The organism is Pantoea sp. T14 (genome assembly GCF_036663535.1).
In the GTDB taxonomy this organism is placed as follows: domain Bacteria; phylum Pseudomonadota; class Gammaproteobacteria; order Enterobacterales; family Enterobacteriaceae; genus Pantoea; species Pantoea phytostimulans.
In genome coordinates this window covers 177,326-201,659 of sequence record NZ_JAWUEB010000026.1, presented here as the reverse complement: position 1 = coordinate 201,659, position 24,334 = coordinate 177,326, and the positions used below count along the sequence as shown (strand labels likewise).

Below are 24,334 nucleotides of genomic sequence, written 5' to 3'. Positions count from 1 at the left end.
AGTCTGCAGAGGTGTTAAGAATTCCCTGGTGTAACGAATTGAATTTTTTACCCGGCCATCCCGCCGGGTATTTTTTTGGAAACGATTTCAACGATTCATTTCACTGCTGGTGCAGTCGTGAATATCGAGTTCAAATGCTTCAGCGATTTCGGTGTAAGCCTCAAAATGTCTGCTATCCAGCTTTATTCCACGATGGGATGGATCAAAATCCATATAATCGCGAACATCACCCGAAGTTTTCACCTGGATTGCTTCTAATAGCGCATCCACGTCCACATTCAAAGCCCGCTGTGCGTCATCGCTAGACTCTTTTGCCGTTGCCATAATCTGCCTCCTGAAGGCGAGATGATATTTGAGTATAGACGGCGGCGGGGAAAGCGCGGAATGCGGAATGACAGGCAAAAAAAAGCCCGCGCTGCGCGGGCAAAAATCCTTGTTACTTTTAGGTTGACTGCGCCTATTGGGGTTGGTGCAGTGCTAAGAAGTGTAAAAGGTTTTCGCGTTAGAAATCTTGTCGTGAAACGTTAAGGAAGTGAAATTTCCTAATCTTACTCATCTTTACCTGCTTTTTTGCTTAAAAGCAGGAGAAACGGCTATATTTAACGACAAAGCTGTTTTTAATCAACACCTCAAGGAGCGACCATGGATATTATCCGCATCATTATTGCTATTTTGTTACCCCCGCTGGGCGTCTTTATGCAGGTCGGTTTTGGCGGAGCATTTTGGCTAAACATCCTGTTAACGCTGTGTGGCTACATACCCGGTATCATTCACGCCGTCTGGGTGATTGCTCGCCGCTAAACGCTACATGGAAGCCATTGTTCGTTTAAACTGTGACTCAGGAAATAATCAGGAGAAATGAGAATGAAGGTGAATGACCGTGTCACGGTAAAAACGGATGGCGGCCCGCGCAGGGTTGGAACCATTTTGGCCGTGGAGCCGTTTAACGAAGGCACCATGTTCCTGGTGGCATTAGAAGATTATCCGCTGGGGATATGGTTTTTTAATGAAACTGAACAGGCTGACGGAATCTTCGTTGAACCTTATGAATCGGCCTGATAACCGCGTTTGCAAAGAGAAAAGGTGCGCCATGGCGCACCTTTTTTATGGCTTCAACCTGCTAACGACAACAGTAATCAGAAGGTTTCCCAGTTGTCATTTCCCGAGGCTAATACCGGGCGGGATGCGAGCACAGGTGATTTTTGTGCGGGTGAGGGCGCGCGCGTTGCGAGCGTCTGCGCTGGCGAGTCATGCAAACGGAAAGCGGAAACCGCCTGCGTCAATTTACCTGCCTGGTCCTCCAGCGAGGAGGCGGCGGCAGAAGCCTCTTCCACCAGTGAAGCATTTTGCTGCGTCACATTATCCATTTCAGTTACAGCAAGACTCACCTGCTGAATACCTCGGCTCTGTTCATCCGATGCCGCAGCGATCTCCGCCATAATGTCTGTCACGCGGCGCACCGCTTCGACAATTTCACTCATCGTGGAACCGGCTTCACCGACCTGATGAGAGCCGTCATTAATCAATGTCACTGATTCGGCAATCAGGGTTTCAATCTCTTTCGCTGCTTGTGCACTGCGTTGAGCCAGATTACGTACTTCGCTGGCAACCACGGCAAAACCACGGCCTTGCTCACCGGCGCGTGCCGCTTCTACCGCAGCATTTAGCGCCAGGATATTGGTCTGGAACGCAATGCTGTTAATGACATTGGTAATCTCAGCAATCTTCTTCGAGCTGCCTGAAATGTTAGTCATGGTCTTCACGACGCCACTGACCAAATTACCGCCGCTGCGTGCTTTACCGGACGCATCCGCGGCCAACTGGCTGGCGTGATGCGCGTTCTCGGCATTCTGTTTCACCGTGGCGGTCAACTGCTCCATGCTGGCAGCGGTTTGTTCCAGTGCTGCAGCCTGCTGCTCGGTACGAGAAGAGAGATCGGTGTTACCGGCTGAAATTTCGCTGGAGCCTTGGTAAATGGCTACTGCGCCTTCACGAACAGTGCCAACGGTCTTCACCAGGGATTGCTGCATAAGCTGCAAATTATGGATCAGCGATCCAATCTCACTGCGGCCATGCGGCAGGGAAGGGGCGGTTAAATCACCTTGGGCGATGCGTTCAATGCGTGAAACTGACTGGCGCAGCGGATTAATGATCACACGACGCAAAAATACAAAGGTCAGCAGCACTAATATCAGCGCGGCAGCAAACGCAACGGCCATGGCAATAAAGCCAATACGCGATTGGTGCTCCGCTTCCACGTTAATCGACTGCGCGCGGTCGGTACGAATTTTGATCGCCTTCAACAGGACGTCGTTATAGGCGGCATCCAGCTTTTGTGTGACGTCAGTTTCCTGCGCGATAATGCCTTCAAAGCTGCCTTGCTTACCGGCATTGATCATCGGCATCAGGCCTTTATCAACGTACTCATTGAAGCGCGTGGTTAACGCGGCATCCAGGTCCATATCGGCTGCCGATTTTACTTTGCGGTTTATGTAAACTTTGAAGCCATCTTTCGCCTGCTGGATGCGTTTCTCAGTAGCGGCAACGTTAGCGCGAAACACATCCATTTCACCGATACGTGCGGCGGCACCAGCCTGAATAATGGTTAGACGAGCGGTACGCAGATGGTTTGAACTATTAGAAATACCCATGCGCACCTGGATTTCTTCAGTGGCATTTTGAAGTGACTGATTGCTTTGAATAAGAAAGTAGCTGGCGAGTCCAATACAGAGTGCGAACAGCAGCAGAATGCCGCCGAAAATCATACTAAACAGGGGAACGAGTCGAAGATTTTGCCAGATGCTCGGCTTGTATTGCCCATCAATAACCTGTGCTGTGTTCATATCCTTGCTCTCTTGAGATTGTTGTTATGAAGCTAACATCGGCAATTCAGAGAAAAGGATTAGGAGATTAAGTGAGATCTGGCTCCCACTTTAAAGCAAAGAAGGGGCAAAAAAAAACCGACCTTAAAAGGTCGGTTCTTTCAGTAGGGTTATTATCTCACATTGACATAAATACCCGAGGTGACATTATCGGTCAATCGCACCACATGATAAATTACTTGTTTGTTGTGGGTTTTGATCTTGCGCTTAATATTACCTTTGTGTGATGAAACTGTTTTAGCTTTAATTTGCATCTTGTCGGAAATTTGAATGGTGTCATGGCCTGACATCCACATTTTCAACATATTCGACTCAGTCTGGCTCAGCGTTAATGGATGAATGTCCAACCCAGAGGAAATACGCGGAGATTGATTGAGTTTCTTCTGCAAATAAGTACTCAGTAAGGAATCCAGTGTGGATGTCTTTATCGATTTTGACGTAATAATCAGGTTCTTACGAACGTAGAGGTATTCCTCAAAATGGATATTACTGATGGCCATAAATATAAAAAACAGTGTTTCAGGGTGCTGCATAATAATACTGCGAATGCGTTCGCTGGAATCAGGTTCATGAATGAAGCAATCTTCATTAATAAAAACGACGCCAGGTTGTAATTGTTCACAACGTTGCTGTAATTGTTCAATGTCAGAGGCTGAAGTAATATTTTTCCTCTTAACACCTTTAGAGGACATATAATCTGATAATCCCAGGCGTGTGTAGTTGCAGGAATCCATAATAATCGTTGGCATGTTAGCGACCCTCACCAATTTGTTATCCGTTTAAATCAACGATGAATTACGCGTTGCGGTACGAGAGAGATTTCTAAGACACTTTTTTATTCTGCTCATGCAGTGTGGCAACAGGCAAACGCCTGTAAAAGTCTTCTTCCCTGACCCGTTCTGCAAAATATTTTTTTACGTGCTGCTGTGACGTCACCCATCTCTCCAGCAATAGTGGGAATTGCTGGGGAGTACCGAAGTACGGGTAAAACCTGTTTTGGGAGCGTTGTCACTATCGCCGAAAATCCGGAGTTATCTGATAGGACAAATCTTAAAAACATTTACTTCACGAAAGTGTGACGTATCAGCGCGTGTTGACAATGCCGGAAAAAACATTTCCTGACAAGAAAAATTATCGAAAGATTTTTTTTGTGCAATTTCAACGTATTGCCGGATTTATCAACAATTCCACAGAGTTATGCTTTCTGTGAACCGCCTAACTAAAATACGCGAAGCAGGGTTTAATAAGAATTATTTTCAGACTGACGGCACATTTATCAGAATTTCCTTAGTTGATTTCTGAGAAAATTGGTTCAGAAAATGCACTGATGGTATCAAATTACTTAAGTATCGCAGGGGGACAGTAGTTAGATACTTAATGTTTAGGGACGGGATAGTTCGGTGAGAAACAGTGCGAGTAAATCAAATACTTCACTGAATAAATGCTCGCAGAACGGGGCAAGTAGTGGCATTAACAGGCTAATAGTGAGAATACCTACTGTTAAGGTAATCGGGAAGCCAATTGCGAAGATTGATAACTGTGGTGAAACGCGGTTTAACAAACCTAGTACCAAGTTTAGCATGAGGAGCAAAACGATTAAGGGTAACGCTAACATCATGCCATTAAGGAAAATTAAGCCCGCCGATTTTACCAATGCCATAAAGGCGTTGGCATTTATCGTGGTTCCGCTGATGGGCAGTGTATGAAAACTGTCCGCCAATAACGAGATTAGCCACAGGTGACCATTGAAGGTCAGGAACAATAACATCGCCAGCATGTCGAGAAAACGCGCAAGCACCGGCATGTTCAGGCGACTGCCCGGATCAAAAAAGGTCGCGAACGACAATCCCATCTGCAAACCAATCACTTCACCCGCTGTTCGTACTGCTGCAAAAGCAAACTGCATGGTGAAACCCAGCGCGGCACCAATCAGAATTTGTTGGATCAGAATCCAGAATCCGGCAGGAGAAAACAGCGTGACCTCAACGGGCGGCAGCATGGGCATCAATAACCAGGTGATCATCACGGCCAGACCAATTTTGACCCGATTACTAATGGAACGTTCACTGAGAAGGGGGGCGGTTGCAAACAGCGCCAGCAAACGCACCAGCGGCCAGTAAAACTGACTCACCCAGTGAACAAGTTGGCTACTGTCGAGAGTAATCATCAGCCGATGATGTAAGGCAGATTGGTAAAGACGGTGCGAATGTAATCCAGCACCAGGTTCAGCATCCACGGGCCCGCAATAATGCCAGTAGCAGCGACCGCAAGAATTTTTGGAATAAACGACAGTGTCTGTTCGTTAATCTGGGTTGCGGCTTGCAGCAGGCTGATAAATAAACCGCTGACCAGCGCAGCCAGCAGCAGCGGTGCAGCCAGCATCAGCGCAACGCGCATCGCTTCTTGCCCCATCACCATTACCGATTCGGGTGTCATGTCATGCTCCAGTCAGAAAAGGGGAATCAGGAATAGAAGCTTTGCGCCAGCGAACCGACCAGCAATTGCCAGCCATCCACTAATACAAACAGCATCAACTTAAACGGCAGTGAAATGGTGGCAGGCGGAACCATCATCATCCCCAGCGCCATTAACACGCTGGCGACTACCAAATCGATAATCAGGAAGGGAATGAAGACGGTAAAGCCAATCTGGAACGCCGTTTTCAGTTCGCTGGTCACGTAAGCAGGCAGCAGGATACGCATCGGTACGGCTTCAGGGCCAGCAATAGGTGGTGTATTAGCCAGGCGGGCAAACAGCGCTAAATCTGCTTCTCGCGTCTGGCGCAGCATAAAGTCGCGCAGCGGTTGCGCCCCTTTTTCAATCGCCACGTCCATGGTGATCTTGTCCTGGCTGAAGGGCAGATAAGCATCCTGATAAATCTTGTCGAAGGTCGGCGCCATAATAAAGAAGGTCAGAAACAGCGACAGGCCCAGCAAAACCTGATTAGGCGGTGCAGAAGGCGTGCCCAGGGCGTTACGCAGCAGGCCAAAAACGATAATGATGCGGGTAAAGCTGGTCATCATCAGCAATACCGCGGGGATAAACGTCAGCGCGGTGATAAACACCAGCGTCTGCACCGGCAGTGACCAGCTTTGACCGCCATTGGCTAACGGATGACTCACCAAACCCGGCAGTTGGGCATGGGCAACCGGTGCCAGCAACAGCAGCGGCAGAAGAGAAAGCAGTCGACGCATCATGGGTGTTTTCCGGGACGTTTAACCAGATTCTGTAGCAGTTGGCGAAAATCTTGTGGCGCAGCGCCTGATGGCGCATTTTCTTCCGGCGCAGCAGGCGGCAACGTGTGCAAATGGGTGATGTGCTGAGCGGTGACGCCAAGGACCAGGCGCGCATCGGCAGTATCAACAATCACAACGCGTTCACGCTGACCGACCTGAACACTGGCGGTCATTTTGAGTTCCTGGCTGCTGACCTTCTTCGGTGCGAAACCGAGGCGGCGCGCCAGCCAGGCAAAAGCCAGTATCAACAATACAATCCCGGCTAACACGCTGCTGACTTGCGTCACTACAGAACCGGTAGAAATCGCCTGCGTTTGCGGCGCGGCGGGATGCAGTGTTTGAGACTGGTTATTCATTATTAACGACTCAGGCGACGCATACGTTCAGAAGGGGTGATGATATCGGTGATGCGCACGCCATATTTGTCGTTCACCACCACAACTTCACCTTGAGCAATCAGGTAACCGTTGATCAGGATATCTAAAGGTTCACCCGCCAGACCATCCAGTGACACCACTGAACCTTGCGTCAGGCGCAGCAGCTCTTTGATGGTCATTTTGGTACGGCCCAGTTCCACGGTGAGTTTCACCGGGATATCCATAATCAGATCGATATCCTGCAGCGAGCCAGAGATATTGCTGCTCTCGAATGTTTTAAACACATCGTCGCTCTGTGGCGCGCTGGTGCCAGCTTGTTCGTTCATTGCCTCAGCCCACAGATCGTCCGCAGAGATGTTGTCATCGGACGGTTTCTTGCTGTCACTCATTGGGCTGTTCCTCGTTCAGCGAATTCAAAATCGGGTTAATCAGATGTTCGACACGCAGGGCATATTGGCCGTTGATCGTGCCATATTGGCTGGTTAATACCGGCACGCCATCCACATGGGCGATGATGCGCTCGGGCTTCTCAATCGGCAGTACATCGCCTGGCTTCAGCTGCAAAATGCGTGACAGACGCAGTGAAGTCTCAGCAAAGTGCGCAATCAGCTCCAGCTCAGAGTGCTGAACCTGCTTCACCAGGTTATCGCGCCAGTGATTATCTTCCTGACGGGAGTTTTCCAGCGGCGGGTTCACCAGCAGCTCGCGCAGCGGCTCAATCATCGAAAACGGAATACAGATATTAAATTCACCGACCAGGTTACCAATCTCCACCTGGAACGGCGTGTTAACCACGATGTCGTTCGGTGAAGTGGTGATGTTGGTGAATTTTACCTGCATCTCTGAACGTACATACTCTACGTCCAGCGGGTAAATGGCTTTCCATGCATCACTGTAACCATCCAGCGCCAGCTTCAGCATACGGCGGATAACGCGCTGCTCAGTGTGGGTAAACTCACGGCCTTCCACTTTAGTCGGGAAGCGACCATCACCACCAAACAGGTTATCAACCGCGATAAACACCAGGCTAGGTGAAAACACCACCAGCGCAGTGCCGCGTAGCGGCTTCAGGTGGATCAGGTTCAGGTTGGTTGGCACCGGCAGGTTGCGGGCAAACTCGTGATACGGCTGAATCTTGATCGCACCCACAGAAATATCAGGGCTACGGCGCAGCAGGTTAAACAGCGCCATACGGAACTGACGAGCAAAACGCTCATTAATAATTTCCAGCGCCTGCAGACGTTCGCGTACTACACGGCGCTGTGTATTCGGGTCGTAAGGACGAATGTCGCCTTCCGGCCCTTTCTGAATCTTTTCATCTTCCTTGCTGTCACTGTCGCCGTTGAGTAGCGCGTCAATTTCAGCTTGGGAGAGAATGCTATCGCCCATTGATTCACCTCAAAATGAAGGCAGTAAACAGCACGTCGTTCACGGCCTGCGGAGGTTGACCTTTTACCAGTGGTGGAGACAGTGCCTGTTTGATTTGCTCAACAAGCGCTTGCTTTCCTTGCTCTGACGCTAGCGCATTCGCGCTCTGACGTGAGAGCAGTAGCAGCAGACGGCTGCGTACCTCAGGCAGATAGTCATTCATCCGACGACGGGTGTCCTCATCCGGCAGACGCAGGGTAAAGCCTACGTACAGCACGCGGTCAGGATCGTTGTCGGGATTGACCAGGTTAACCGTAAATGTATCAAGTGCAAAAAATACCGGGGCGGCAGGTGGTTCGACTTTCGCGACTTCCGGCTTATCGCCCTCGTGTTTATTCATCATTCGCCAGACTGCATAGCCTGCCACGCTACAAGCGGCCAGCGTTACCACCAGTAACACCGGAATTAAGATTGAACGTTTGCGGCCTTTAGCTTTCGCGTTTTCAGACATTTTTGCAGTTACTTCCTGTGAATTATGGGCAAGCCTCTCGGCTCACCTGAACAGATTATCCCGCGTCTTAAGTCAAACAATGGGAAGAAAAGACGCGAGTTTTACGCTTACCTTCAGCGTTTGTCGCTGTCAGGCAAAGGTGTCGACGGCGCCGTTGCCTGCTACACGCGCCTGGAGGGTGGCGGGCACAGCAATCGGCGTGATGTCATTATCACTGTCCTGGGAGAGGGAGAAGCGGCCATGTTGTCCATCGCGGCGCGCCTCCTGCTGCTGCTGGAAGCTCTGGCCTTGCGCGGAACTGTCACTGCTTACCTGACTCTCACCCAGGTTAATGCCGCTCTCTGCCAGTGCATGACGCAGCTGCGGGAGGGCAGCTTCCAGCGCCGCCCTTACGTGGCTGTGGCTGGAAACCATATTTAACTGTGCCGTGTCGTTATCCAGTTTCAGGCTGATCTGGATGGCGCCAAGGTCTTCAGGATGCAAACGCAACTCTGCGTTCTGCTGGCCGTTACGGCTGAACATCACAATTTGCTGGCTCAGCGCCTGCTGCCATTCGTTGCTGCCGAGCTGCGCATTCAGCATCGGGGTTGATGGCGTATTGGTCGTCGCTGAAGCATTCAGCGGTGCGGTCAGCGAGCTGGCACTGGAGATCGGTGCGCTGGTCATCAGCAAATTATCGCTGGTGCTGTTTTTGGGCGCGGACTGATCATCCTGCTTGCTCAAGCTGCTCAACACCTGTTGAAAGCTGCTGTCGAGATTCAACGCATTGCTGTTGTTGTTACTGCTTACCGCCGCCGTGTTGCTGGCTGCCACAGGGGTTTTACCCATCAGCGCGCTGTTGTCACTGGCTTTGCTGCTTTTACCTTCAGGCGCCTCATCTTTGCTGGTCAGCGCGCTGTTCACGGCTTGCGACAGCGATGACAGCGTATTGCGGCGCACATCGCTTTGTGTCAACTCGCTGCTGGCAACGGCGGGCGTTGCATTGTTAGCGGCTGCTGCCGGTAACATGGCAAACAGTGCCTGCACGTTTTGCATCTCACTGGCGCTTAATGTACTGGCGTCTTGCTTATCTTTATCATCGGCTGATTTCGTGGCGGCTTTAATATTTTCCGGCTTCAGCAACGCATTCACTGCATCGGGATTTTCCAGCGCTGCCAGCAGCGCATTCAGCGCGCTGGTCGGCTTGGTATCCGCTTCGCTTTCTTCAAGTTGATCAGTTAATTGCGTGACTTTCCCAGGCTGTTTGGCCAGCGTTAATAATTGATTACCCAGCGCCGTCAGGAAGTCCTGCGGCATCGCATCGGCACCCGATAAAATGTCTGTGGACATTGAAGTATCAGCATCACCGGTAGCCACGGTCTGCGTGCTAAGTGTTGGCAGCGTAATCATTCGGCTCTCCTAAAGGCGGCCCGTTGGGCAAATTCATCCATCCGTTTCTGATCGAGACGGTTTTCTTGTTGTAAGGCGGTTTCAGCCGCGCGCGTGATCAACGTTTGATAGGCGTTAAGCCGCTGTTGTTTCTCACGCCAGTTCACCAGCGCCTGCTCAAGGCGCTGATTCCAGTGCTGTAATTGGTTGCGGTGCTGCTCAATGGCTTTTTCCAGCGTTTGGATAAACTGGTGATAGTTGGTCCAGCGGTTATTGGCGATACCGGTCGACATGTTGTCGTTGAGCTTATTGCGGTATTCATCCTGATAATCGAGCAGCATGGTGAGTTGCTGATCAGCGGCTTGCTGACCACGACGCATGTCGCCTAAAAAAATCACCGCTTTTTCCAGATCCTGCTCCGCAAGATCACGCAGTGTGTCGATGGCATTTGCAGTTTTCATTGCTGTTACCTCACTGATTAACCGAACGTGTCTTAACCAAACAAAGCATGAAGATGCAGACAGGCGTCGTCGTAATCGCTGCGTTCAAAAATGCCTTGTTGCAGGAAAGCTTCCATTTGCGGATAGAGTTTGATGGCTTTATCCAGCATCGGGTCGCTACCCGCAGCATAGGCACCGACACTGACCAGATCGCGGTTGCGCTGGAAGCTGGAGAGCAACTGCTTGAACTGGCGTACCCGCGCGTAATGGTTTTCATCAATCAGCGAGGTCATGGCACGGCTGATTGAAGCTTCGATATCTATCGCGGGATAGTGACCCGCTTCCGCCAGACGGCGAGACAACACGATGTGACCATCCAGGATCGCACGTGCGGAGTCCGCGATCGGGTCTTGCTGATCGTCGCCTTCGGTCAGTACGGTATAAAACGCAGTAATTGAGCCGCCGCCATCAATGCCGTTACCGGCGCGTTCTACCAGAGCAGGGAGCTTGGCAAACACGGAAGGTGGATAGCCTTTGGTGGCGGGTGGTTCGCCGATCGCCAGCGCGATCTCACGCTGCGCCATGGCGTAGCGCGTCAGGGAATCCATGATCAACAGCACATGCTTGCCGCGATCGCGAAAATCTTCGGCGATACGCGTGGCGTAAGCGGCACCTTGCATACGTAATAAAGGAGAAACGTCGGCGGGAGCGGCAATTACCACTGAACGGGCACGACCTTCCGCACCCAGAATGTTCTCGATAAAGTCTTTTACTTCTCGTCCACGCTCACCGATCAGACCCACGACAATGACATCAGCTTCGGTGTAGCGCGCCATCATGCCGAGCAACACACTTTTACCCACGCCGGAACCGGCAAACAGCCCCATACGTTGACCGCGTCCCACTGTAAGCAGCGAGTTGATGGCGCGTACGCCGGTATCCAGCACGTCAGTGATTGGGGTACGTTGCAACGGGTTAAACGGTGGGGTGATCAGCGGTGCGCGGTAGCCGGTGTCGGGTGACGGCAAACCGTCGAGCGGACGCCCGCTGCCGTCCAGCACGCGGCCTAATAGCTGCGGGCCCAGCAGTAATTGTTTACCTGCCTGTGGGTTTTCACTGGTCTGGCGTGCATACACGCGTGCGCCGGGCAAAATGCCATCCACTTCTTCCAGCGGCATTAAAAACAGTTTCTGACCGTTAAAGCCCACCACTTCACTTTCAACTTCGGTGATCTTCTTGCCATCGTTACGTTCAATCACGCAGGTCGCACCGAGCGGCAGCTGCAAACCGGTCGCTTCCAGTACCAGACCGGTCGCGCGGGTTAAACGGCCATAGCGGCGAACCGGCTGAACTTGTGCAATGCGGCCTTCAAACGCGTCGAGCGCGCCAAGCCAGCGATTAAGACGCGTGGTCATTACAACTCTCCTGGCGCAGCAAGGCGGCACAGTTCCTGCCAGCGCGTGGCCACGCTGGCGTCGAGATCGCCATCTTCCGCGCTGAGTTTACAGCCGCCCGGATGCAGCGTGTTATCGGCCAGCAAACGCCAGCCGTGCAGATCCAGCGTTGGCCCCAGCGTCTGCTCAATACGTTGCAGATCGTCAGGATGCACCCGCAGCTGCGGTTTGCCGCTGAACATCGGTTCCTGTTGCAGCAAGCCTTGAATTTGACGCAGCAGGGCGCTGCCATCCACCGTGGTGGCCTGGCCAATCACAGAGCGCGCCGCTTCCAGCGCCAGCTGCATCAGACGCGCCGCGATGACGCTGTCCAGCGATTCAAGCGTGTTCTGGAATTCAGTCACCAACTGCTGCATACGCGCCTGAAGCGGAGCATGCTGCTGCTGGGCATCGGCTAAACCCTGGGCAAAACCGGCGTCGTAACCGGTTTTCTGACCTTCCGCAAACCCTTGCTGATGACCTTCGTTATAACCCTGGCCTTGCGCCTCTTTGCGCATTTGCTGCTGCATGCGTTCGAGCAGTTGCTGTTGCTCGTCTACTTCATTTTCAAACGATTCGATCTCTGGCAGCGGTTCTGGCTCGGGCGCATCACTACGACCTAAATCGTTGGGCTGCCACAACTGCCACGGGCGCGCGGAAAATGCATCAGACATACGTTTCCTCGCTGCTGCCCACTACCATTTCGCCAGATTCTGCCAGGCGGCGTACCACCAACAGGATCGCTTTCTGTTCGTTCTCGACGGCAGACATACGTACCGGACCGCGGTTGGCCAGATCGTCGCGCAGGATATCGGCAGCACGTGCCGACATGTTCTTGAGGAACTTCTCGCGCAGCGGCTGCTCGGCACCTTTCAGGGCGATCAGCAACTGCTCGGATTCCACTTCCTGCAACAGGCGCTGGATGCTGCGATCGTCCACTTCGACCAGGTTTTCGAACAGGAACATCTCGTCGATGATCTTCTGGGCCAGCTCGCCATCGAAATCGCGAACCGCTTCGATAACCGCTTCTTCCTGCTGGGTTTTCATCAGGTTGATAATTTCTGCTGCGGTTCTCACGCCGCCCATCTTCGCACGCTTGAGGTTGGTGCCATCCAGCAAGCCGTTGAGCACTTCGGTCAGCTCCGCCAACGCTGCAGGTTGAACGCCGCCGAAGGTGGCGATACGCAGCATGACGTCGTGACGTAAACGCTCGTCGAACAGCGCCACAATATCTGCCGCCTGACCCCGTTTGAGGTGGACCAGAATGGTGGCGATGATTTGCGGGTGCTCGTCGCGAATAAGGTCGGCGGCGGCCTGCGGTTCCATAAAGTTCAGCGTTTCCATACCGCTGGTGGTTTCGCGCGTTTCGAGAATGTCCTCCAGCAAGCTGGAAGCACGCTCTTCGCCCAGCGCTTTGACCAACACCGAACGCAAGTATTCGTTGGAGTTGAGGCTCAGCGCTGCAAACTGCTCGGCGTCGGCTTCAAACTCACGCAACACCTCGGTCAGCTGTTTGTGTGAAACCTGACGCATATTGGCCATTGCCGCGCTGAGGTGTTGGACCTCACGCTGATTCAGGTGCTTGAAAACTTCCGCAGCGCGCTCTTCGCCAATGGTCATCATCAGAATGGCGCTTTTTTCAGTACCGGTCAGACTCATAGTTCTTTACTCATCCATTCGCGAATGACCAGCGCGACGACGCGCGGATCGTTTTCAGACATGTCGCGGATACGCTGGCTCAAAACTTCAGCGCTCATGCGGTTGTTTGATTTACGTTCCTGATCCAGCTCATCTTTGCTGAGCTGAACGTTGAAGGCTTCTTCATCTTGCGGTGCAGCGGCAGCGCGTGCTGCAACAGCTTCAGCGGCAGCTTTCTCTTCTTCTTTCTTACGCACCAGATGCGGACGCACCAGTTTGCGATAGAGGATGAAGGCGACCAGCGCAATCAGCAGCCACTTACCGGCGCTCATCAGCTGATCAAAGAAGGCTTGCTGCTGCCAGAACGGCAGATCACCCACGGTTGGCTCGGTAGTATTGAACTGCGAGTTCACCACGTTGATGCTGTCGCCACGCGTTTGCGAGTAACCCATCGCTTCACGGGTTAAGTCTTCAATCTGCTTCAGCTGCTGCTCGTTCAGCGCAACCGATTTGCCTTTGTCATCTTCGCGGTAATTCACTACCACAGCGACAGAAAGGCGCTGCACGTCGCCAACGTTCATTTTGGTATGGCGGATGGTGCGATCTAACTCGTAGTTAACGGTATCGTCACGACGCGAGTTGGTTGGACCGGCGCTGGCAGCGGTGCTGGTGGTGCTGCCGTTGTTTTGCGCGTTCGCATTTTGCCCGTTAGCGTTCTGACCATTGGCTGCGTTTGCATTAGTGTTCGGCGCATTGACCGGCGCAGTATTGGCTGGCGCAGGTTGGTTCGATAACGCACCCGGCACGCCGCCTGGATAAGGACTGCCCGATTGATCGCTGGTGCTGGTTTGGCGTGAGCGAATCGCTGTGCTGTCGGGTTGGGCATTTGGCTGATACTTCTCGTCCGTCTGCTCGCTGGTATTAAAGTTGATTTGCGCCGTAACCTGAGCATGCACATTTCCCTGACCTAAAATAGGATTCAGGATCGCTTCAATACGCTGCTGGAAACGGGCTTCGACTTCAGCGGCATATTTCAGCTGCGCGTCATTCAGGTCACGTCCGGCGGCATCAGAGCGGGTCAGCAGACGTCCAGCCTGATCGACAACTGTCACGTTGCCCGGCGGTAAACCCGCTACGCTGCTCGATACCATATGCACGATGGCCTGAATCTGGCCTTCATCCAGCGCACGGCCAGGTTGCAACGTTAAGGTGACGGACGCGGAAGGGGCTTTCTGCTCACGGACGAACAAGGTTGGTTTTGGCATCGCCAAATGCACCCGGACGGCTTTAACGGGACCGAGCGTTTCGATAGTGCGTGCCAGTTCACCTTCCAGCGCACGTTGATAGTTCACCTGTTCACTGAACTGGCTGATACCAAACTTTTCTTTATCTAACAGTTCAAAGCCAACGGATCCGCCTTTCGGCAAGCCTTGCTGAGCCAGACGCAGACGCAGTTCATGCACCTTCTCGTCCGGTACCATTAATGCGCCACCGCTTTCGGCGAAGCGATAAGGAATGTTCATCTGGGTAAGCTGAGTAACAATCGCGCCGCCGTCTTCATCGGACAGGTTGTTGTACAGCACGCTGTAGCTCGGCGCTTTCGCCCATAACACCAATGCAAAAACCACCGCGATGGTAGCTGCGGCGGCGATAATTAACGGAATACGCGGGTTAGCGCGCAGGCGGGCAAAAAGGTCACTTAAGCCTTTCTTTTCTTGATCCTGTGTGGCGGCTGCACTCGCATTCATGACCGATTCCTGCCTGACGTAATTGACCGGGTTAGTTGTGATGGCAAAACAGACTCCCTGACCTGCGTAAATAAAATTTCCACTTCAATGCCGGGCATTATTTGATGAATCGCAAAATTTGATGGCTGGATAAGCTGGGTTTTTTGCAGTCATTTAGAGGGTTTGTCTCATTGACAATGTGATAACTTTTCCAGCGTAGAAAAAATCCCACTGTCTTCAATAAGGTATCGGCAATGACCATTCAGGCAATCGACGGCGTTCTGCAGCAGCTGCAAATGACTTCGCTGCAGGCGAGCAATAAAAGCAGCGAAGCCACTCATCAGATTGATTTCGGCGCAACGATGAAAGCAGCGCTGGATAAGATCAGCGAAACCCAAACCACCGCCCGCTCGCAGGCGCAAGATTTTGAGATGGGTAAACCGGGTATTGCGCTGAATGATGTGATGGTCGATCTGCAGAAATCGTCGATTTCAATGCAGATGGGAATTCAGGTCAGGAACAAACTGGTGTCAGCTTATTCCGACATCATGAATATGCAGGTGTAGCGGATTAACTGGGTGATATAAAAGGGAAATTCGCTTAGATCGCTGCTGTGTGGGACACTGATAGGACACATTCATTCAGTTTTTCATTCATTATGCATCTTGAGACTGGCAAATTTTGCGGGTACTTGAGAGCCTTATCTGTGGTCACTTAAGTTGAATCAGAACCTCTTGAGCTTGCTGAAAGGCGTCTCATTGGGCTAGAAGTAAAGCAGCGTAATCAATTGAATTTATTATCTAACCGCCTACGGGCGGTTTTTTTATTGTCAGCACGATTCATTTTAGCGAAGGTATCAAATCGAAAGTAAAGGCGTAGGCGATGGGGCTCATCCGTGAGCGTTTCCCTGGCAGGAATCCATTTGTTGACGAAGTGATAGTCAAGGATTACTAACTTATCACACTCAAGGCAATAAGTAGTAAAACAAATACATCTTTTGGGGTTTTGAAGATATTACAGTTTTGCAAAATAAGCAGAAATTATGATCTAACGTAAGATTAATCATCATGAGTTGATTAAAAAACAATCATCGGTGTTACGATTAGTCTCATTCATAAAAAAGGCCGAATACCATGTCCTACTTCACTCAGGTAATGGACCGTATCGCCAGAATCAATACTGACGCCAAGTGCCCAACATGCGGGAAAACGTCTAAGCAGTCCGTTACAAAAGTTTCGAAAGAGCAGGCTTTACTCTGTCCGCACTGTAAATCTCTCTTCGTTATCCATGGATAAAACATCCAAAACACTAAGCCGCCTGAGGGCGGTTTTTTATTGCATCCTCCGATAAGGGATGCGGTTAGCCTTGCTGTGAAGCGTTGCGAATGAGAGACAATAAGTCCTGAGCAAGTATCGAATGCCTGCTAATCAGGCAGCGTGGCCCTTAGTTTTTGACGTCGTGAAGACAGTGATAAACCCAGACTTACTTTAGGACCATCAAATGTCACTGTCTCGTCCAATGCACACGTAATAGGGGTAAAAAAAGCCCACATTTGAGCAGGCACTTTTACGATAAATTAACGCGGTCTATTAACTTCTCAGTTATCGGCCGCCAGAAGAGGATCCTTAATTTATATTTCTGACGTAATGACAAATATGATCCTGGTTTTTAGCGTACTTGCATTGCAAAGCTGAAAAAACCCGCGTAGGGCGGGTGTGAAAGCTACTCACTAAGTCATCGCGTGTTGGGCGCGCATTCAATTAAAACACGAATAGATATATTAGTCGCGAAAGGACGATAGATTAGGAATTATCAAGAATATATGCGCCGATAATAATTTGTTAGAAGATTAATTACTGATTTTTATCTTTAGTTTAATAGACAGTTGTTTTTTATTGGGAACGGTAAGGATAAGTGGGGAATAACGCTTCTTTATGGGGTGTTATTGTGATTTATTTATTCATTATCAATGGTTTAAAATAAACATGGTGTGGGATGAGCCTATTGGTTTAAGAAGGTTTTCTTGGGTTGTCGTGATAAAAAAACCCGCAAGAAGCGGGCGTAAAAAATTTCAAACTATTCTCTCTACTGCAACACCTTATTGTTTTCATCTGTAGGCTAGAGTAATGCTATAAATATTGATACCAAAGATATTGGAGTTAATCTTTTCGACAGGAACGAATATTGTGATGGTAGTAAAAGATTAGTCGAGAGAAATAAGAAGGTTATTTTTATCATTGTTGTACTTTACAGAGTGTTACGGATTCATAACTTACCGCTGGCAGTGTAAATTTAATGATTTTTAACAGGCATGTGATGGAACTCAACCCACAATGTTTCCTGTACTCGGTGGTTTTATGAATATGCAGAGTAGCTATTTAATCCTTTAAAAGTACGAATTAAATTTCCTGACCGGTTTTGTATCAGATAAAAAGGGCATTCATGATGAATGCACCGGATTTGCCGGCTGTTGATCGGCTAAACAGTCATAACAAAGGGATAGCTTGCCATCCGTTTTTGCTTACTTAATCACTTTGCTCAATCATGACCAGACACATCCCCGTGACATCGGGTGAATGGGGTGAACTATACTTTTCTCGAGACAGGTTAACTATTTACCCCTGAACGGAGAAAGAGATGATTGATCTGAGAGAGATGAACGAAAAAATTCACCAGACGCTGAAAGGTAACGAACCGGAAAATTACGATGCCGATACAGCGCAGCGGGTTTTAGACGTAGTAAGACCTTACTGGCAAGAAGGCGATGAAACGGTACACAACGATATTCTGCAAAAATTGTCACGATTAGAAGAGTCGGGCGTTCCCTTTCCTGAAAACTATCAGCAGTCGCTGTAAACAAATACGCCCCTCAACAGGGGCGTATTTGATTAAGTAGCTGTGTAAGGATCCTTTTTATCATCCTCGCTGTCATCATTTTTACGCGGCACTTCGCCGTGATCTTTCGGCGCATCTGTTGCCGGATGATCGTCCTCTTCATAGGCATTACCTGCGTTTGGTGCGACCTCCGGTAAACTTTTGCTGACATCACCTTCGCGTTTACGCTCTTCATTTGTCTGATGTTTATGCATTGCTCGCTCCTTTTGTCCAGTGCATAAAGTCTAGACGAGGCTGCCTGATCCGGCGTAACGAAGTTGTCATGTGGCTGCAAAAATGCATAAAAAAGCCCGCACCGGGCGGGCTAAAGTAATTTTTATCTCTCGATCGTTTTACTAAGCGCATTCGCTGTGCGCGTATAGCTGGCCCATGCTATACCCGAGATGTTAAGCGGGGAATGGACAAATCAGCCATAAATTGCCTCTATGCGACATCTTGAATGTCGATTAATAAATTCGATTGAAAGGATTGATAAAAAGCATATAGTAACCTGCGTTACTGGGAGGTCGACAATATGTTACGTGATTATTTAAAGATTGATGCTGAAGACAAATTAGTTGAGAAGGGCACTTTGCGGACCAACAATCGTGGGCAGGAAGATGTCACCGAATGGACCATTGTAAACCACAGCGGTGAAGAAAAAGGTGTGGTGGCGTTGTTTGATAAACTCAGCAATCGCCGCTCGTATCGGGTCAGCTATCGTATTATGCAGACCGATCTGCAGGGCAAAGTGGTGGTCGATCACTTGACCGACGTACTGTAAGTTTACCCTGAACGTTAATGACCCAATCCTTAAGCAAAAAACCGCGCTATGGCGGTTTTTTTGTTTAACGCTGTCGATAGCGCCGCAACTCAATAATTGTTCCCGCCAGTTGTAACTTTTCCTGATGTGAATGCAATACCGGGTAATCGATGTTTGCCGGTGCCAATTCGAATTGCGGTACACCATCAATTTTCCCACGCGGGCGATAGGTGCGTAGCAGGGCGTTATCAGACTGAAAGACCAGAACCGTATCACCGGGCAGCGGCACCAGCTGCGGATCAATAATTACTACATCTCCCGGCAGATAAGCCGGCGCCATAGCATGGTCTTCAATACGCACGGCAAACGTGCCCTTCGATAATCCCCTTTCGCTGGATAAAACAGGTTCAAGGTGAGCATATTTTCCCTCTGCCCATTGCTGGATATCCGCTAGCGCGATCAGCGGAATGGCGCTGAAGCCTGTCTCAGTTGGTGAGCGATCAAAGATCGGGCCTTCGCCATCAATCAAATAAGCGGGTGCGCATTCCAGCGCTTCTGCCAGCCGAAGTAAGTTTTCACCCCTTGGCAATGTCTCATCTTTTTCCCACTGCGATATCGCAACGTGGGAAACCTTAACCTGAACAGCGAGCTGTTTCTGAGTCAGCTCCTGTGTTTTGCGACGCAATAAGATGCGGTTACCTGTCGTTTCGTTTTTCATTAGCTTGACTTTTTGCATAAGAGAGGCTTAAGTTTACTTAACCATGGTACTTAAGTAAACTTAAATCCATGGCGCAGTGTGTCTGTGCGACCCGGTTGTTTTGCTCCAGACACCTTACCAGCAAGAGAGGTGGAGCATGGAAAGTAGTTTAATTACCAGTGTAGGAGCCTTAGTTCTCGGTGGGGGCGCAGCGGCACTATTTTGGAAGCCGCTGCTGGCAGGGATCGCCTCAATTGTGACCAGCAATCGCGCAGGTGGCGAAATCATTACCAGTTACAAAGAGCAGGTGATGTTGTTAAAGGAAGGTAATTTGTTGCTGCGCGAGGAGAACGATGAATTGCGTGAGCGGCACGATAAAAATCTTCGTCGAATTTCCTTGCTTGAATCAGATCTACGCATCATCAAAAACGCGCTTGGCATTTTGCTGGCGATGACGGAAGCCGACCATAACGATAAGTTTCGTAATGAAGTCGATCGGCTTATTACGACTCTGGAGGATCGCAATGATGGTTCAAATAGATAACAATTTTGGCCCTACTAATAACAAGCGCAAAGTTATTCTCGGCGGGCTGTTTCTGGGGTTATCGATGATCTGTGTCATCATGACCATTATGTTTTTGTATGTAAGTCATGCGGCTAATCAGCGGGTTAATCAGATTCGGGCGGATTATCGCGAAGTGGCTGATCGACGAGATGCGCAGGTTGAACAGTTAAGTACGCAGGTTAACAACTTGCAGCGCAAACTCGATTTATTGCCCGATCGTACGGCCAGCAAGACAGCAGATAAAGTGAAGGAAGTGGTGAAGTCCGATGAGGCGAATATGATCTCATCGGAGAGGAAATAGCAGCTTCCGATTATTCCTAATGCGGCTTCGCTATTTTCGACTATCTTTAAATCTCCAGGCAACATTTTATTGGGTAAAAAGCCATTGAATAACTAACCAAAAGGAAACATAGCATGAGTGATTCAGTTGAAACTAAAAGCAAGACAGATTATCTGCGCGATGTGACTTCTCAGTTAAAAGAGATGCGTCACTATGCGCAAACCAACACCGAAACACTCTCCAGCCATTGGTTAGCATTTGACGCCGGTGAATACAAAGATAAGGTTAATGCGGACCGCGTTGACGCGCTGCTGAACAAACAGGGAAAGCTGTTGGAAGATTTGGATGCGGCGATCCAGGATATTGAAATTGAGATCAATCACAGCGAGCAGGAGAGTTAATATCTCCCGCTGACTGTCGCGGTGGCTGAGAAGGAATTACTCGGCCACCAGCCACATTTCCGCTTCGTCAAACATCTCTTCGACGATGCGGGCAATGGTAGCTTTATCATTCTTACTTAAATCGGTATCTATAGCGTTACGTTCCATCGGCTTGACCTTAACTTCAAGATCAGGAAACACTCGATGCACGCGCTTTTCCAGCTCTTGCAAAATCATTTCGCGAGCGCCAGGTAAACCCGCAACGTTACGCTTATCGTAAATCAATTCCACAAACATAATGGCAATCCGTAGAGGGCAAAATCGCCCGCACATAATACTGTAAATAAAAACAGTAGCAAGATGTCGCGAGCGACAGAGACAAAATATTTTATGTCGTTTAGTAATTTGTGCTGGTCTGGAGTAATGTGGACGGGTCAAAACGACATATTGGAATTACTGACTTCAGGAGAAGTGCAATGCGACAGCTGGTTATAGATATTCTGCTTAAAATGGCAAAGATGGATGTCGACGCCAAAGAATTGACAGCGCAGACCGAAGCGCAAACTTTGTTAATCGCCGCATTGCTGATTCAGGCAAAACAAGACAATTCGCTCACCATCACCGAAACGGTGCAAGATGCGATCGTCACGGCTTCACGCTCTTCAACTGAGTTTTTGCAATCTGATGTAGATTTGCTGTTGACGCACATTAATCGTTTGCTGGCAGTAGCGAAATACGTCGAAGTGAATGGCAAGGCAGAAACAGAAGGGGAGTAAAAAAATTAGCCTCTGGAGGTGGAAATCCAGCAACACCTCCAGAGGCAGTGCAAAAGCACTATTCGTTCAAGGACAATCGCGACCGAAGTCGTGGGATAAACTTATACAAGATTTGTCTTGTTGTACAATTTATTTATGCCGATTTCGACTGGTTGGAGGTGTTTTTAAAGTGCACCTTTAACCCGATCGCCTTATAGCTCATTCTTGATGCAAAACTCTTCCCACGTCATACCCAACGATTCGGCATGTGATTTGAGATAAGTCTCGATCGCGTCCGCCGCTACCGCTTTATCTGGTTCAGCCAGCTGAATAGAAAAGATCATCCCATCGAGATTTTTTTGCCGTAAAAACGCAGCGTAGATGCGTTCGGCATGCCATTCGCGCAACTGTCGCAGTGATAAGTTTGCGGCGCGCGCATCGCTTTCGGTAAGTTCATCAAGGGCTTGCTGGAAATCGGCGTGGGCGGCGAAAAACATGTCGCGCGCCTGGGCATAATAGGCTTCTGGCGTTTTCATCATTACGTTCCTGAAAGTCTGTTGCAGCGCGCCAGTGTAGCCTGTTGCAATCGTATTGTCAGGAATCCGATACGCCGCTAAGTAGATGAAGGGGCATTCTGTTGAAACTTCTATACTCGCTTTCATATTATGGCGGCAGACTGCGCAAACGTTCGAATTATCTCCAGGCGCTGTCACGCTTTGCTGCATGTTGATGAGCCGTAAAACAGCGAAAGAGAGAAGAAAGCGGCATTGAAAGCGGTTACGGATGCGCAGATATCTTGCGTAGCTTAGTGGAAAAATTATAACGTAGCCGCCATTGATGCGAGCTTAGGGATTAAAGATGAAAAAGTGGATGCTGATTGCGGTACTGGCGCTGGGCGGCTGTGCCCAAATCGATAACTATAAAAGCGCGGTGAAAACGCCAGCGCCCGCCAGTTTGCAAGGCAACTGGCAAACCGTTGGGCCGCAAGGCGGTTTGATTAGCGATCAAGCCATTGCCAGTTTGATCATTGATTCTGATGGCAGCACGCTGGATTGTCGCCAATGGCAGCGCATTATCGCCAAGCCGGGGAAATTAACCTTGCTGAGCGGTGATTACGTTAACGTAAATCGTCAACTGCGCGTTATGCCGCTGGTGGTGGAAAACGGCGAACTGAAATATGACGGTTTGACGCTGCGTAGAGTGGATCGTCCAACGGTAGATTGCCAAAAAGCGCTGGATGAAGTGGCCAAACAGCCTGATGCAGCGGTGATTCAGAATATCGAACCAGAACTGCTGCGCACAACGATTACACAGAATAACCAGAAGTAAGTTCCGAGTGTAATGCTAGGGTAGCTGCGCTGCTTGGATTATTCCTCTGCGCGCTGTTTGGATTATTCCTCTGCGCGCTGGCCCCCATCCCGGCCTTCCCCCGCGAAGCGGGGGAAGGCGACGCTGCCACATGCAGACTCAATACTCGCATTTTGCAGCATCTTCCTCCCCCATGTATGGGGGAGGACCGAGGTGGGGGACAAACGACGCCGAACTATTTCTTATCAACCACCCAGACGCTCACGCTGCCGCCGTTACACAGAAAAACTGCGTTACCTTCTTCATCGGTAGTGACTGTTTCCAGGCGATGACCTAAATAATCGCTCCAGGATTTGCCAGCATAACCTGCGCCCATCGCCACCGTTTTCTCACCCTCATCACCGTTTGACATGATAACCACGCAGCCGGGATGTTCTTCCGTGCCGCTGCGACTAAACGCCACGCAGTTCGGATGATCAAAATAGTCGGTTTGCGCGCCCCAGCCGTAAATCTGGCGGGCACGAATCAAGTTTTCCAGTTCAGCGATCACCGGTATCTGAATGTTATACATCTCGCCATCATCACCTTCATCTTCATAGTTGGCCCCAAACAGGTCAGGGTAGAAAATTGTCGGCACGCCTTGTTCGCGCAGCAAAATCAGCGCATATGCCAGCGGTTTAAACCATGACTCAACGGGCGCTTCCAGTGATTGCAACGGCTGTGTATCGTGATTAGCAACGATAGTCACGGCATGCCAGGGATCGGCGACCACCAGTGAATTTGCAAATATCTGGCTGAGGTCATATTCACTTCCTTGCAGAGAAGCCTGATGGAAGTTCAAGTGCAGCGGCGCATCAAACAGCATGGTTTTGCCGTCAACCTGCTCGATATATTGCTGCAATTTATCAAGTTCATGCGCCCAGTATTCGGCCACGATAAACATCGGTTCGTTGGCGACATCCTGAATGTGATCAATCCATTCTTTATAAAACCAGGCAGGAATGTGCTTCACTGCATCCAGACGAAATCCGGTGCAGGGCAGTTGTTCCATAATCCAACGCGCCCAATACTTTAATTCTTCACTCACCGCGTTGTTACGGAAGTCAATGTTGGCACCCATCAGATAATCAAAATTGCCGAGTTCATTATCAACCTGGTCGTTCCAACCTTCGACCGTGTAATCATTGATGATTTTGAACACGCCGTTTTCGTCGGGATTTTCGATATGATCCACGCCGCTAAAGCATTTGTAATCCCAGATGAATTTTGAATATTTGCCCGCGCGCGCCGGAAAGGTGAAGCGTGTCCAGGCTTCACACTCGAGTACTTCATCATCAATCTCTTCTCGGTTATCAGGATTGACGCGGTTAACCTTTATTTTCTCCTTTTCATCAGCGCCAATTTTATGATTCAGCACCACATCCATGACCACGCCAACGTTGTGGCTGCGCAGCGTATCAACAGCGGCTAATAACTGCTGCTTGTCACCATATTTGGTGGCAATGCTGCCTTTTTGGTCAAATTCACCCAAGTCAAACAGATCATAGGTATCGTAACCTTCAGAATCTGCACCCGATCCCCCTTTGTAGCTGGGTGGAAGCCACGCCATCGTAATACCGATTTCACTCAACCAAGCCGCTTTCTCTGCAACTTCTGGCCACAGTTTGCCGCCTTTCGGGTAATACCAATGGAAAAACTGCAATAAGGTTGGGTTTTGCATCGCTGCACTCCA

The 24,334-nt window shown here is 49.9% G+C and carries 32 protein-coding genes; 11 read left to right on the top strand and 21 right to left on the bottom strand.

The features are described 5' to 3' along the window. Window positions 1-87 precede the first annotated feature (87 nt). Window positions 88-324, bottom strand: coding sequence for a DUF2525 domain-containing protein (locus SC127_RS16105; RefSeq protein WP_215846528.1), 237 nt, complete (start codon window positions 322-324; stop codon window positions 88-90). Window positions 325-642: 318 nt separating this feature from the next. Here SC127_RS16105 and SC127_RS16100 point away from each other — a divergent pair, with 318 nt between their 5' ends. Continuing rightward, the gene (locus tag SC127_RS16100; protein WP_215846529.1) at window positions 643-801 is read left to right on the top strand and encodes a YqaE/Pmp3 family membrane protein; all 159 of its coding nucleotides are present in this window, start codon (window positions 643-645) and stop codon (window positions 799-801) included. Between the two features lie 63 nt (window positions 802-864). Continuing rightward, window positions 865-1,059, top strand: a complete 195-nt coding sequence (gene dsrB / locus SC127_RS16095; protein WP_215846530.1) for a protein DsrB — start codon at window positions 865-867, stop codon at window positions 1,057-1,059. A gap of 77 nt (window positions 1,060-1,136) precedes the next feature. Here the strand turns inward: dsrB and SC127_RS16090 are convergent, their stop codons facing one another. The 15 genes from SC127_RS16090 to fliF form a co-directional block, all read right to left on the bottom strand. Beyond that, a complete protein-coding gene (locus SC127_RS16090) occupies window positions 1,137-2,843 on the bottom strand; it encodes a methyl-accepting chemotaxis protein (protein WP_332627116.1) in 1,707 nt (568 codons plus the stop codon). Between the two features lie 152 nt (window positions 2,844-2,995). Then, entirely contained in the window at window positions 2,996-3,631 is a 636-nt protein-coding gene (gene rcsA, locus SC127_RS16085; RefSeq protein ID WP_215846532.1) for a transcriptional regulator RcsA, read from the bottom strand. 632 nt (window positions 3,632-4,263) lie between these two features. Continuing rightward, window positions 4,264-5,049 (bottom strand): flagellar biosynthetic protein FliR, encoded by a 786-nt coding sequence (fliR, locus tag SC127_RS16080; RefSeq protein ID WP_243077679.1) that lies wholly within the window; start codon window positions 5,047-5,049, stop codon window positions 4,264-4,266. Next, the gene (gene fliQ, locus SC127_RS16075) at window positions 5,049-5,318 is read right to left on the bottom strand and encodes a flagellar biosynthesis protein FliQ (protein WP_215846533.1); all 270 of its coding nucleotides are present in this window, start codon (window positions 5,316-5,318) and stop codon (window positions 5,049-5,051) included. The genes fliR and fliQ overlap by 1 nt, the downstream gene beginning before the upstream one ends. Before the next feature lie 26 nt (window positions 5,319-5,344). Further along, on the bottom strand, window positions 5,345-6,076 hold the full coding sequence (gene fliP, locus SC127_RS16070; protein ID WP_243078486.1) for a flagellar type III secretion system pore protein FliP: 732 nt from the start codon (window positions 6,074-6,076) through the stop codon (window positions 5,345-5,347). After that, a complete protein-coding gene (fliO, locus tag SC127_RS16065) occupies window positions 6,076-6,474 on the bottom strand; it encodes a flagellar biosynthetic protein FliO (protein WP_215846534.1) in 399 nt (132 codons plus the stop codon). Before fliO ends, fliP begins: the two co-directional genes overlap by 1 nt. A gap of 2 nt (window positions 6,475-6,476) precedes the next feature. After that, entirely contained in the window at window positions 6,477-6,884 is a 408-nt protein-coding gene (gene fliN / locus SC127_RS16060) for a flagellar motor switch protein FliN (protein WP_215846535.1), read from the bottom strand. Then, entirely contained in the window at window positions 6,877-7,884 is a 1,008-nt protein-coding gene (fliM, locus tag SC127_RS16055) for a flagellar motor switch protein FliM (RefSeq protein ID WP_215846536.1), read from the bottom strand. Before fliM ends, fliN begins: the two co-directional genes overlap by 8 nt. Before the next feature lie 4 nt (window positions 7,885-7,888). Next, a complete protein-coding gene (gene fliL / locus SC127_RS16050; RefSeq protein ID WP_215846537.1) occupies window positions 7,889-8,374 on the bottom strand; it encodes a flagellar basal body-associated protein FliL in 486 nt (161 codons plus the stop codon). Window positions 8,375-8,503: 129 nt separating this feature from the next. Then, window positions 8,504-9,763, bottom strand: a complete 1,260-nt coding sequence (locus tag SC127_RS16045; protein WP_332627115.1) for a flagellar hook-length control protein FliK — start codon at window positions 9,761-9,763, stop codon at window positions 8,504-8,506. Then, the gene (fliJ, locus tag SC127_RS16040; protein ID WP_215846539.1) at window positions 9,760-10,203 is read right to left on the bottom strand and encodes a flagellar export protein FliJ; all 444 of its coding nucleotides are present in this window, start codon (window positions 10,201-10,203) and stop codon (window positions 9,760-9,762) included. Before fliJ ends, SC127_RS16045 begins: the two co-directional genes overlap by 4 nt. A gap of 32 nt (window positions 10,204-10,235) precedes the next feature. Further along, window positions 10,236-11,597 (bottom strand): flagellar protein export ATPase FliI, encoded by a 1,362-nt coding sequence (gene fliI / locus SC127_RS16035; protein WP_215846540.1) that lies wholly within the window; start codon window positions 11,595-11,597, stop codon window positions 10,236-10,238. Then, complete coding sequence (gene fliH, locus SC127_RS16030; RefSeq protein WP_215846541.1) at window positions 11,597-12,289, bottom strand: flagellar assembly protein FliH; 693 nt, start codon at window positions 12,287-12,289, stop codon at window positions 11,597-11,599. The genes fliI and fliH overlap by 1 nt, the downstream gene beginning before the upstream one ends. Next, complete coding sequence (fliG, locus tag SC127_RS16025) at window positions 12,282-13,274, bottom strand: flagellar motor switch protein FliG (RefSeq protein WP_215846542.1); 993 nt, start codon at window positions 13,272-13,274, stop codon at window positions 12,282-12,284. Before fliG ends, fliH begins: the two co-directional genes overlap by 8 nt. Next, a complete protein-coding gene (gene fliF, locus SC127_RS16020; RefSeq protein WP_243077681.1) occupies window positions 13,271-15,001 on the bottom strand; it encodes a flagellar basal-body MS-ring/collar protein FliF in 1,731 nt (576 codons plus the stop codon). The genes fliG and fliF overlap by 4 nt, the downstream gene beginning before the upstream one ends. Window positions 15,002-15,234: 233 nt before the next feature. Between fliF and fliE the strand changes: the two genes are divergently transcribed. The 3 genes from fliE (at window position 15,235) to SC127_RS16005 (ending at window position 17,836) form a co-directional block, all read left to right on the top strand. Continuing rightward, window positions 15,235-15,546 carry a flagellar hook-basal body complex protein FliE gene (gene fliE, locus SC127_RS16015; protein WP_215846543.1) on the top strand — a complete coding sequence of 104 codons (312 nt, stop codon included), beginning with the start codon at window positions 15,235-15,237 and terminating at the stop codon, window positions 15,544-15,546. 567 nt (window positions 15,547-16,113) lie between these two features. Continuing rightward, window positions 16,114-16,275 (top strand): YnfU family zinc-binding protein, encoded by a 162-nt coding sequence (locus SC127_RS16010; protein ID WP_215846544.1) that lies wholly within the window; start codon window positions 16,114-16,116, stop codon window positions 16,273-16,275. Between the two features lie 1,342 nt (window positions 16,276-17,617). Beyond that, complete coding sequence (locus tag SC127_RS16005) at window positions 17,618-17,836, top strand: hypothetical protein (protein WP_243077682.1); 219 nt, start codon at window positions 17,618-17,620, stop codon at window positions 17,834-17,836. Window positions 17,837-17,868: 32 nt separating this feature from the next. On the opposite strand, the gene SC127_RS16000 is transcribed toward SC127_RS16005, so the two are convergent. Then, window positions 17,869-18,069 carry a hypothetical protein gene (locus SC127_RS16000; protein WP_332627114.1) on the bottom strand — a complete coding sequence of 67 codons (201 nt, stop codon included), beginning with the start codon at window positions 18,067-18,069 and terminating at the stop codon, window positions 17,869-17,871. 320 nt (window positions 18,070-18,389) lie between these two features. Between SC127_RS16000 and SC127_RS15995 the strand changes: the two genes are divergently transcribed. Beyond that, complete coding sequence (locus SC127_RS15995; RefSeq protein ID WP_215846547.1) at window positions 18,390-18,638, top strand: hypothetical protein; 249 nt, start codon at window positions 18,390-18,392, stop codon at window positions 18,636-18,638. A gap of 64 nt (window positions 18,639-18,702) precedes the next feature. Here the strand turns inward: SC127_RS15995 and SC127_RS15990 are convergent, their stop codons facing one another. Next, the gene (locus tag SC127_RS15990) at window positions 18,703-19,335 is read right to left on the bottom strand and encodes a helix-turn-helix domain-containing protein (protein WP_243077685.1); all 633 of its coding nucleotides are present in this window, start codon (window positions 19,333-19,335) and stop codon (window positions 18,703-18,705) included. A gap of 136 nt (window positions 19,336-19,471) precedes the next feature. Here SC127_RS15990 and SC127_RS15985 point away from each other — a divergent pair, with 136 nt between their 5' ends. The 3 genes from SC127_RS15985 to SC127_RS15975 all read left to right on the top strand — a co-directional run bounded on the left by SC127_RS15985 (window position 19,472) and on the right by SC127_RS15975 (window position 20,560). Further along, window positions 19,472-19,858: a hypothetical protein gene (locus tag SC127_RS15985; RefSeq protein WP_215846549.1), complete on the top strand. Its 387-nt coding sequence runs from the start codon at window positions 19,472-19,474 to the stop codon at window positions 19,856-19,858. Next, entirely contained in the window at window positions 19,839-20,180 is a 342-nt protein-coding gene (locus SC127_RS15980) for a hypothetical protein (protein WP_332627113.1), read from the top strand. The genes SC127_RS15985 and SC127_RS15980 overlap by 20 nt, the downstream gene beginning before the upstream one ends. Before the next feature lie 113 nt (window positions 20,181-20,293). Next, window positions 20,294-20,560, top strand: a complete 267-nt coding sequence (locus SC127_RS15975; protein ID WP_215846550.1) for a hypothetical protein — start codon at window positions 20,294-20,296, stop codon at window positions 20,558-20,560. Window positions 20,561-20,596: 36 nt separating this feature from the next. Here SC127_RS15975 and SC127_RS15970 read toward each other — a convergent pair whose 3' ends face one another. Then, complete coding sequence (locus tag SC127_RS15970; protein ID WP_215846551.1) at window positions 20,597-20,836, bottom strand: DinI-like family protein; 240 nt, start codon at window positions 20,834-20,836, stop codon at window positions 20,597-20,599. Window positions 20,837-21,015: 179 nt separating this feature from the next. Between SC127_RS15970 and iraP the strand changes: the two genes are divergently transcribed. Beyond that, window positions 21,016-21,315, top strand: coding sequence for an anti-adapter protein IraP (gene iraP, locus SC127_RS15965; protein WP_215846552.1), 300 nt, complete (start codon window positions 21,016-21,018; stop codon window positions 21,313-21,315). 191 nt (window positions 21,316-21,506) lie between these two features. On the opposite strand, the gene SC127_RS15960 is transcribed toward iraP, so the two are convergent. Beyond that, complete coding sequence (locus SC127_RS15960; protein WP_332627327.1) at window positions 21,507-21,830, bottom strand: DUF6388 family protein; 324 nt, start codon at window positions 21,828-21,830, stop codon at window positions 21,507-21,509. 322 nt (window positions 21,831-22,152) lie between these two features. Here SC127_RS15960 and yedD point away from each other — a divergent pair, with 322 nt between their 5' ends. Beyond that, window positions 22,153-22,623: a lipoprotein YedD gene (yedD, locus tag SC127_RS15955; RefSeq protein ID WP_332627112.1), complete on the top strand. Its 471-nt coding sequence runs from the start codon at window positions 22,153-22,155 to the stop codon at window positions 22,621-22,623. Between the two features lie 214 nt (window positions 22,624-22,837). Here yedD and amyA read toward each other — a convergent pair whose 3' ends face one another. After that, window positions 22,838-24,322: an alpha-amylase gene (amyA, locus tag SC127_RS15950; RefSeq protein WP_243077687.1), complete on the bottom strand. Its 1,485-nt coding sequence runs from the start codon at window positions 24,320-24,322 to the stop codon at window positions 22,838-22,840. Between the last annotated feature and the right edge of the window lie 12 nt (window positions 24,323-24,334).

Excerpts from the sequence above, each read along its gene's own strand:
- SC127_RS15980 (WP_332627113.1), top strand. The coding sequence starts at position 19,839 with ATGATGGTTCAAATAGATAACAATTTTGGCCCTACTAATAACAAGCGC.
- fliI (WP_215846540.1), bottom strand. The coding sequence starts at position 11,597 with ATGACCACGCGTCTTAATCGCTGGCTTGGCGCGCTCGACGCGTTTGAA.
- fliG (WP_215846542.1), bottom strand. The coding sequence starts at position 13,274 with ATGAGTCTGACCGGTACTGAAAAAAGCGCCATTCTGATGATGACCATT.
- SC127_RS15960 (WP_332627327.1), bottom strand. The coding sequence starts at position 21,830 with ATGAAAACGCCAGAAGCCTATTATGCCCAGGCGCGCGACATGTTTTTC.
- fliE (WP_215846543.1), top strand. The coding sequence starts at position 15,235 with ATGACCATTCAGGCAATCGACGGCGTTCTGCAGCAGCTGCAAATGACT.
- fliP (WP_243078486.1), bottom strand. The coding sequence starts at position 6,076 with ATGCGTCGACTGCTTTCTCTTCTGCCGCTGCTGTTGCTGGCACCGGTT.
- fliL (WP_215846537.1), bottom strand. The coding sequence starts at position 8,374 with ATGTCTGAAAACGCGAAAGCTAAAGGCCGCAAACGTTCAATCTTAATT.
- dsrB (WP_215846530.1), top strand. The coding sequence starts at position 865 with ATGAAGGTGAATGACCGTGTCACGGTAAAAACGGATGGCGGCCCGCGC.
- SC127_RS16105 (WP_215846528.1), bottom strand. The coding sequence starts at position 324 with ATGGCAACGGCAAAAGAGTCTAGCGATGACGCACAGCGGGCTTTGAAT.
- SC127_RS15975 (WP_215846550.1), top strand. The coding sequence starts at position 20,294 with ATGAGTGATTCAGTTGAAACTAAAAGCAAGACAGATTATCTGCGCGAT.
- iraP (WP_215846552.1), top strand. The coding sequence starts at position 21,016 with ATGCGACAGCTGGTTATAGATATTCTGCTTAAAATGGCAAAGATGGAT.
- amyA (WP_243077687.1), bottom strand. The coding sequence starts at position 24,322 with ATGCAAAACCCAACCTTATTGCAGTTTTTCCATTGGTATTACCCGAAA.
- yedD (WP_332627112.1), top strand. The coding sequence starts at position 22,153 with ATGAAAAAGTGGATGCTGATTGCGGTACTGGCGCTGGGCGGCTGTGCC.
- fliJ (WP_215846539.1), bottom strand. The coding sequence starts at position 10,203 with ATGAAAACTGCAAATGCCATCGACACACTGCGTGATCTTGCGGAGCAG.
- SC127_RS16010 (WP_215846544.1), top strand. The coding sequence starts at position 16,114 with ATGTCCTACTTCACTCAGGTAATGGACCGTATCGCCAGAATCAATACT.
- fliO (WP_215846534.1), bottom strand. The coding sequence starts at position 6,474 with ATGAATAACCAGTCTCAAACACTGCATCCCGCCGCGCCGCAAACGCAG.
- SC127_RS16005 (WP_243077682.1), top strand. The coding sequence starts at position 17,618 with ATGATTGATCTGAGAGAGATGAACGAAAAAATTCACCAGACGCTGAAA.
- SC127_RS16100 (WP_215846529.1), top strand. The coding sequence starts at position 643 with ATGGATATTATCCGCATCATTATTGCTATTTTGTTACCCCCGCTGGGC.
- fliN (WP_215846535.1), bottom strand. The coding sequence starts at position 6,884 with ATGAGTGACAGCAAGAAACCGTCCGATGACAACATCTCTGCGGACGAT.
- fliR (WP_243077679.1), bottom strand. The coding sequence starts at position 5,049 with ATGATTACTCTCGACAGTAGCCAACTTGTTCACTGGGTGAGTCAGTTT.
- SC127_RS15970 (WP_215846551.1), bottom strand. The coding sequence starts at position 20,836 with ATGTTTGTGGAATTGATTTACGATAAGCGTAACGTTGCGGGTTTACCT.
- rcsA (WP_215846532.1), bottom strand. The coding sequence starts at position 3,631 with ATGCCAACGATTATTATGGATTCCTGCAACTACACACGCCTGGGATTA.
- fliF (WP_243077681.1), bottom strand. The coding sequence starts at position 15,001 with ATGAATGCGAGTGCAGCCGCCACACAGGATCAAGAAAAGAAAGGCTTA.
- SC127_RS15990 (WP_243077685.1), bottom strand. The coding sequence starts at position 19,335 with ATGAAAAACGAAACGACAGGTAACCGCATCTTATTGCGTCGCAAAACA.
- fliQ (WP_215846533.1), bottom strand. The coding sequence starts at position 5,318 with ATGACACCCGAATCGGTAATGGTGATGGGGCAAGAAGCGATGCGCGTT.
- fliM (WP_215846536.1), bottom strand. The coding sequence starts at position 7,884 with ATGGGCGATAGCATTCTCTCCCAAGCTGAAATTGACGCGCTACTCAAC.
- SC127_RS16090 (WP_332627116.1), bottom strand. The coding sequence starts at position 2,843 with ATGAACACAGCACAGGTTATTGATGGGCAATACAAGCCGAGCATCTGG.
- SC127_RS16045 (WP_332627115.1), bottom strand. The coding sequence starts at position 9,763 with ATGATTACGCTGCCAACACTTAGCACGCAGACCGTGGCTACCGGTGAT.
- fliH (WP_215846541.1), bottom strand. The coding sequence starts at position 12,289 with ATGTCTGATGCATTTTCCGCGCGCCCGTGGCAGTTGTGGCAGCCCAAC.
- SC127_RS16000 (WP_332627114.1), bottom strand. The coding sequence starts at position 18,069 with ATGCATAAACATCAGACAAATGAAGAGCGTAAACGCGAAGGTGATGTC.
- SC127_RS15995 (WP_215846547.1), top strand. The coding sequence starts at position 18,390 with ATGTTACGTGATTATTTAAAGATTGATGCTGAAGACAAATTAGTTGAG.
- SC127_RS15985 (WP_215846549.1), top strand. The coding sequence starts at position 19,472 with ATGGAAAGTAGTTTAATTACCAGTGTAGGAGCCTTAGTTCTCGGTGGG.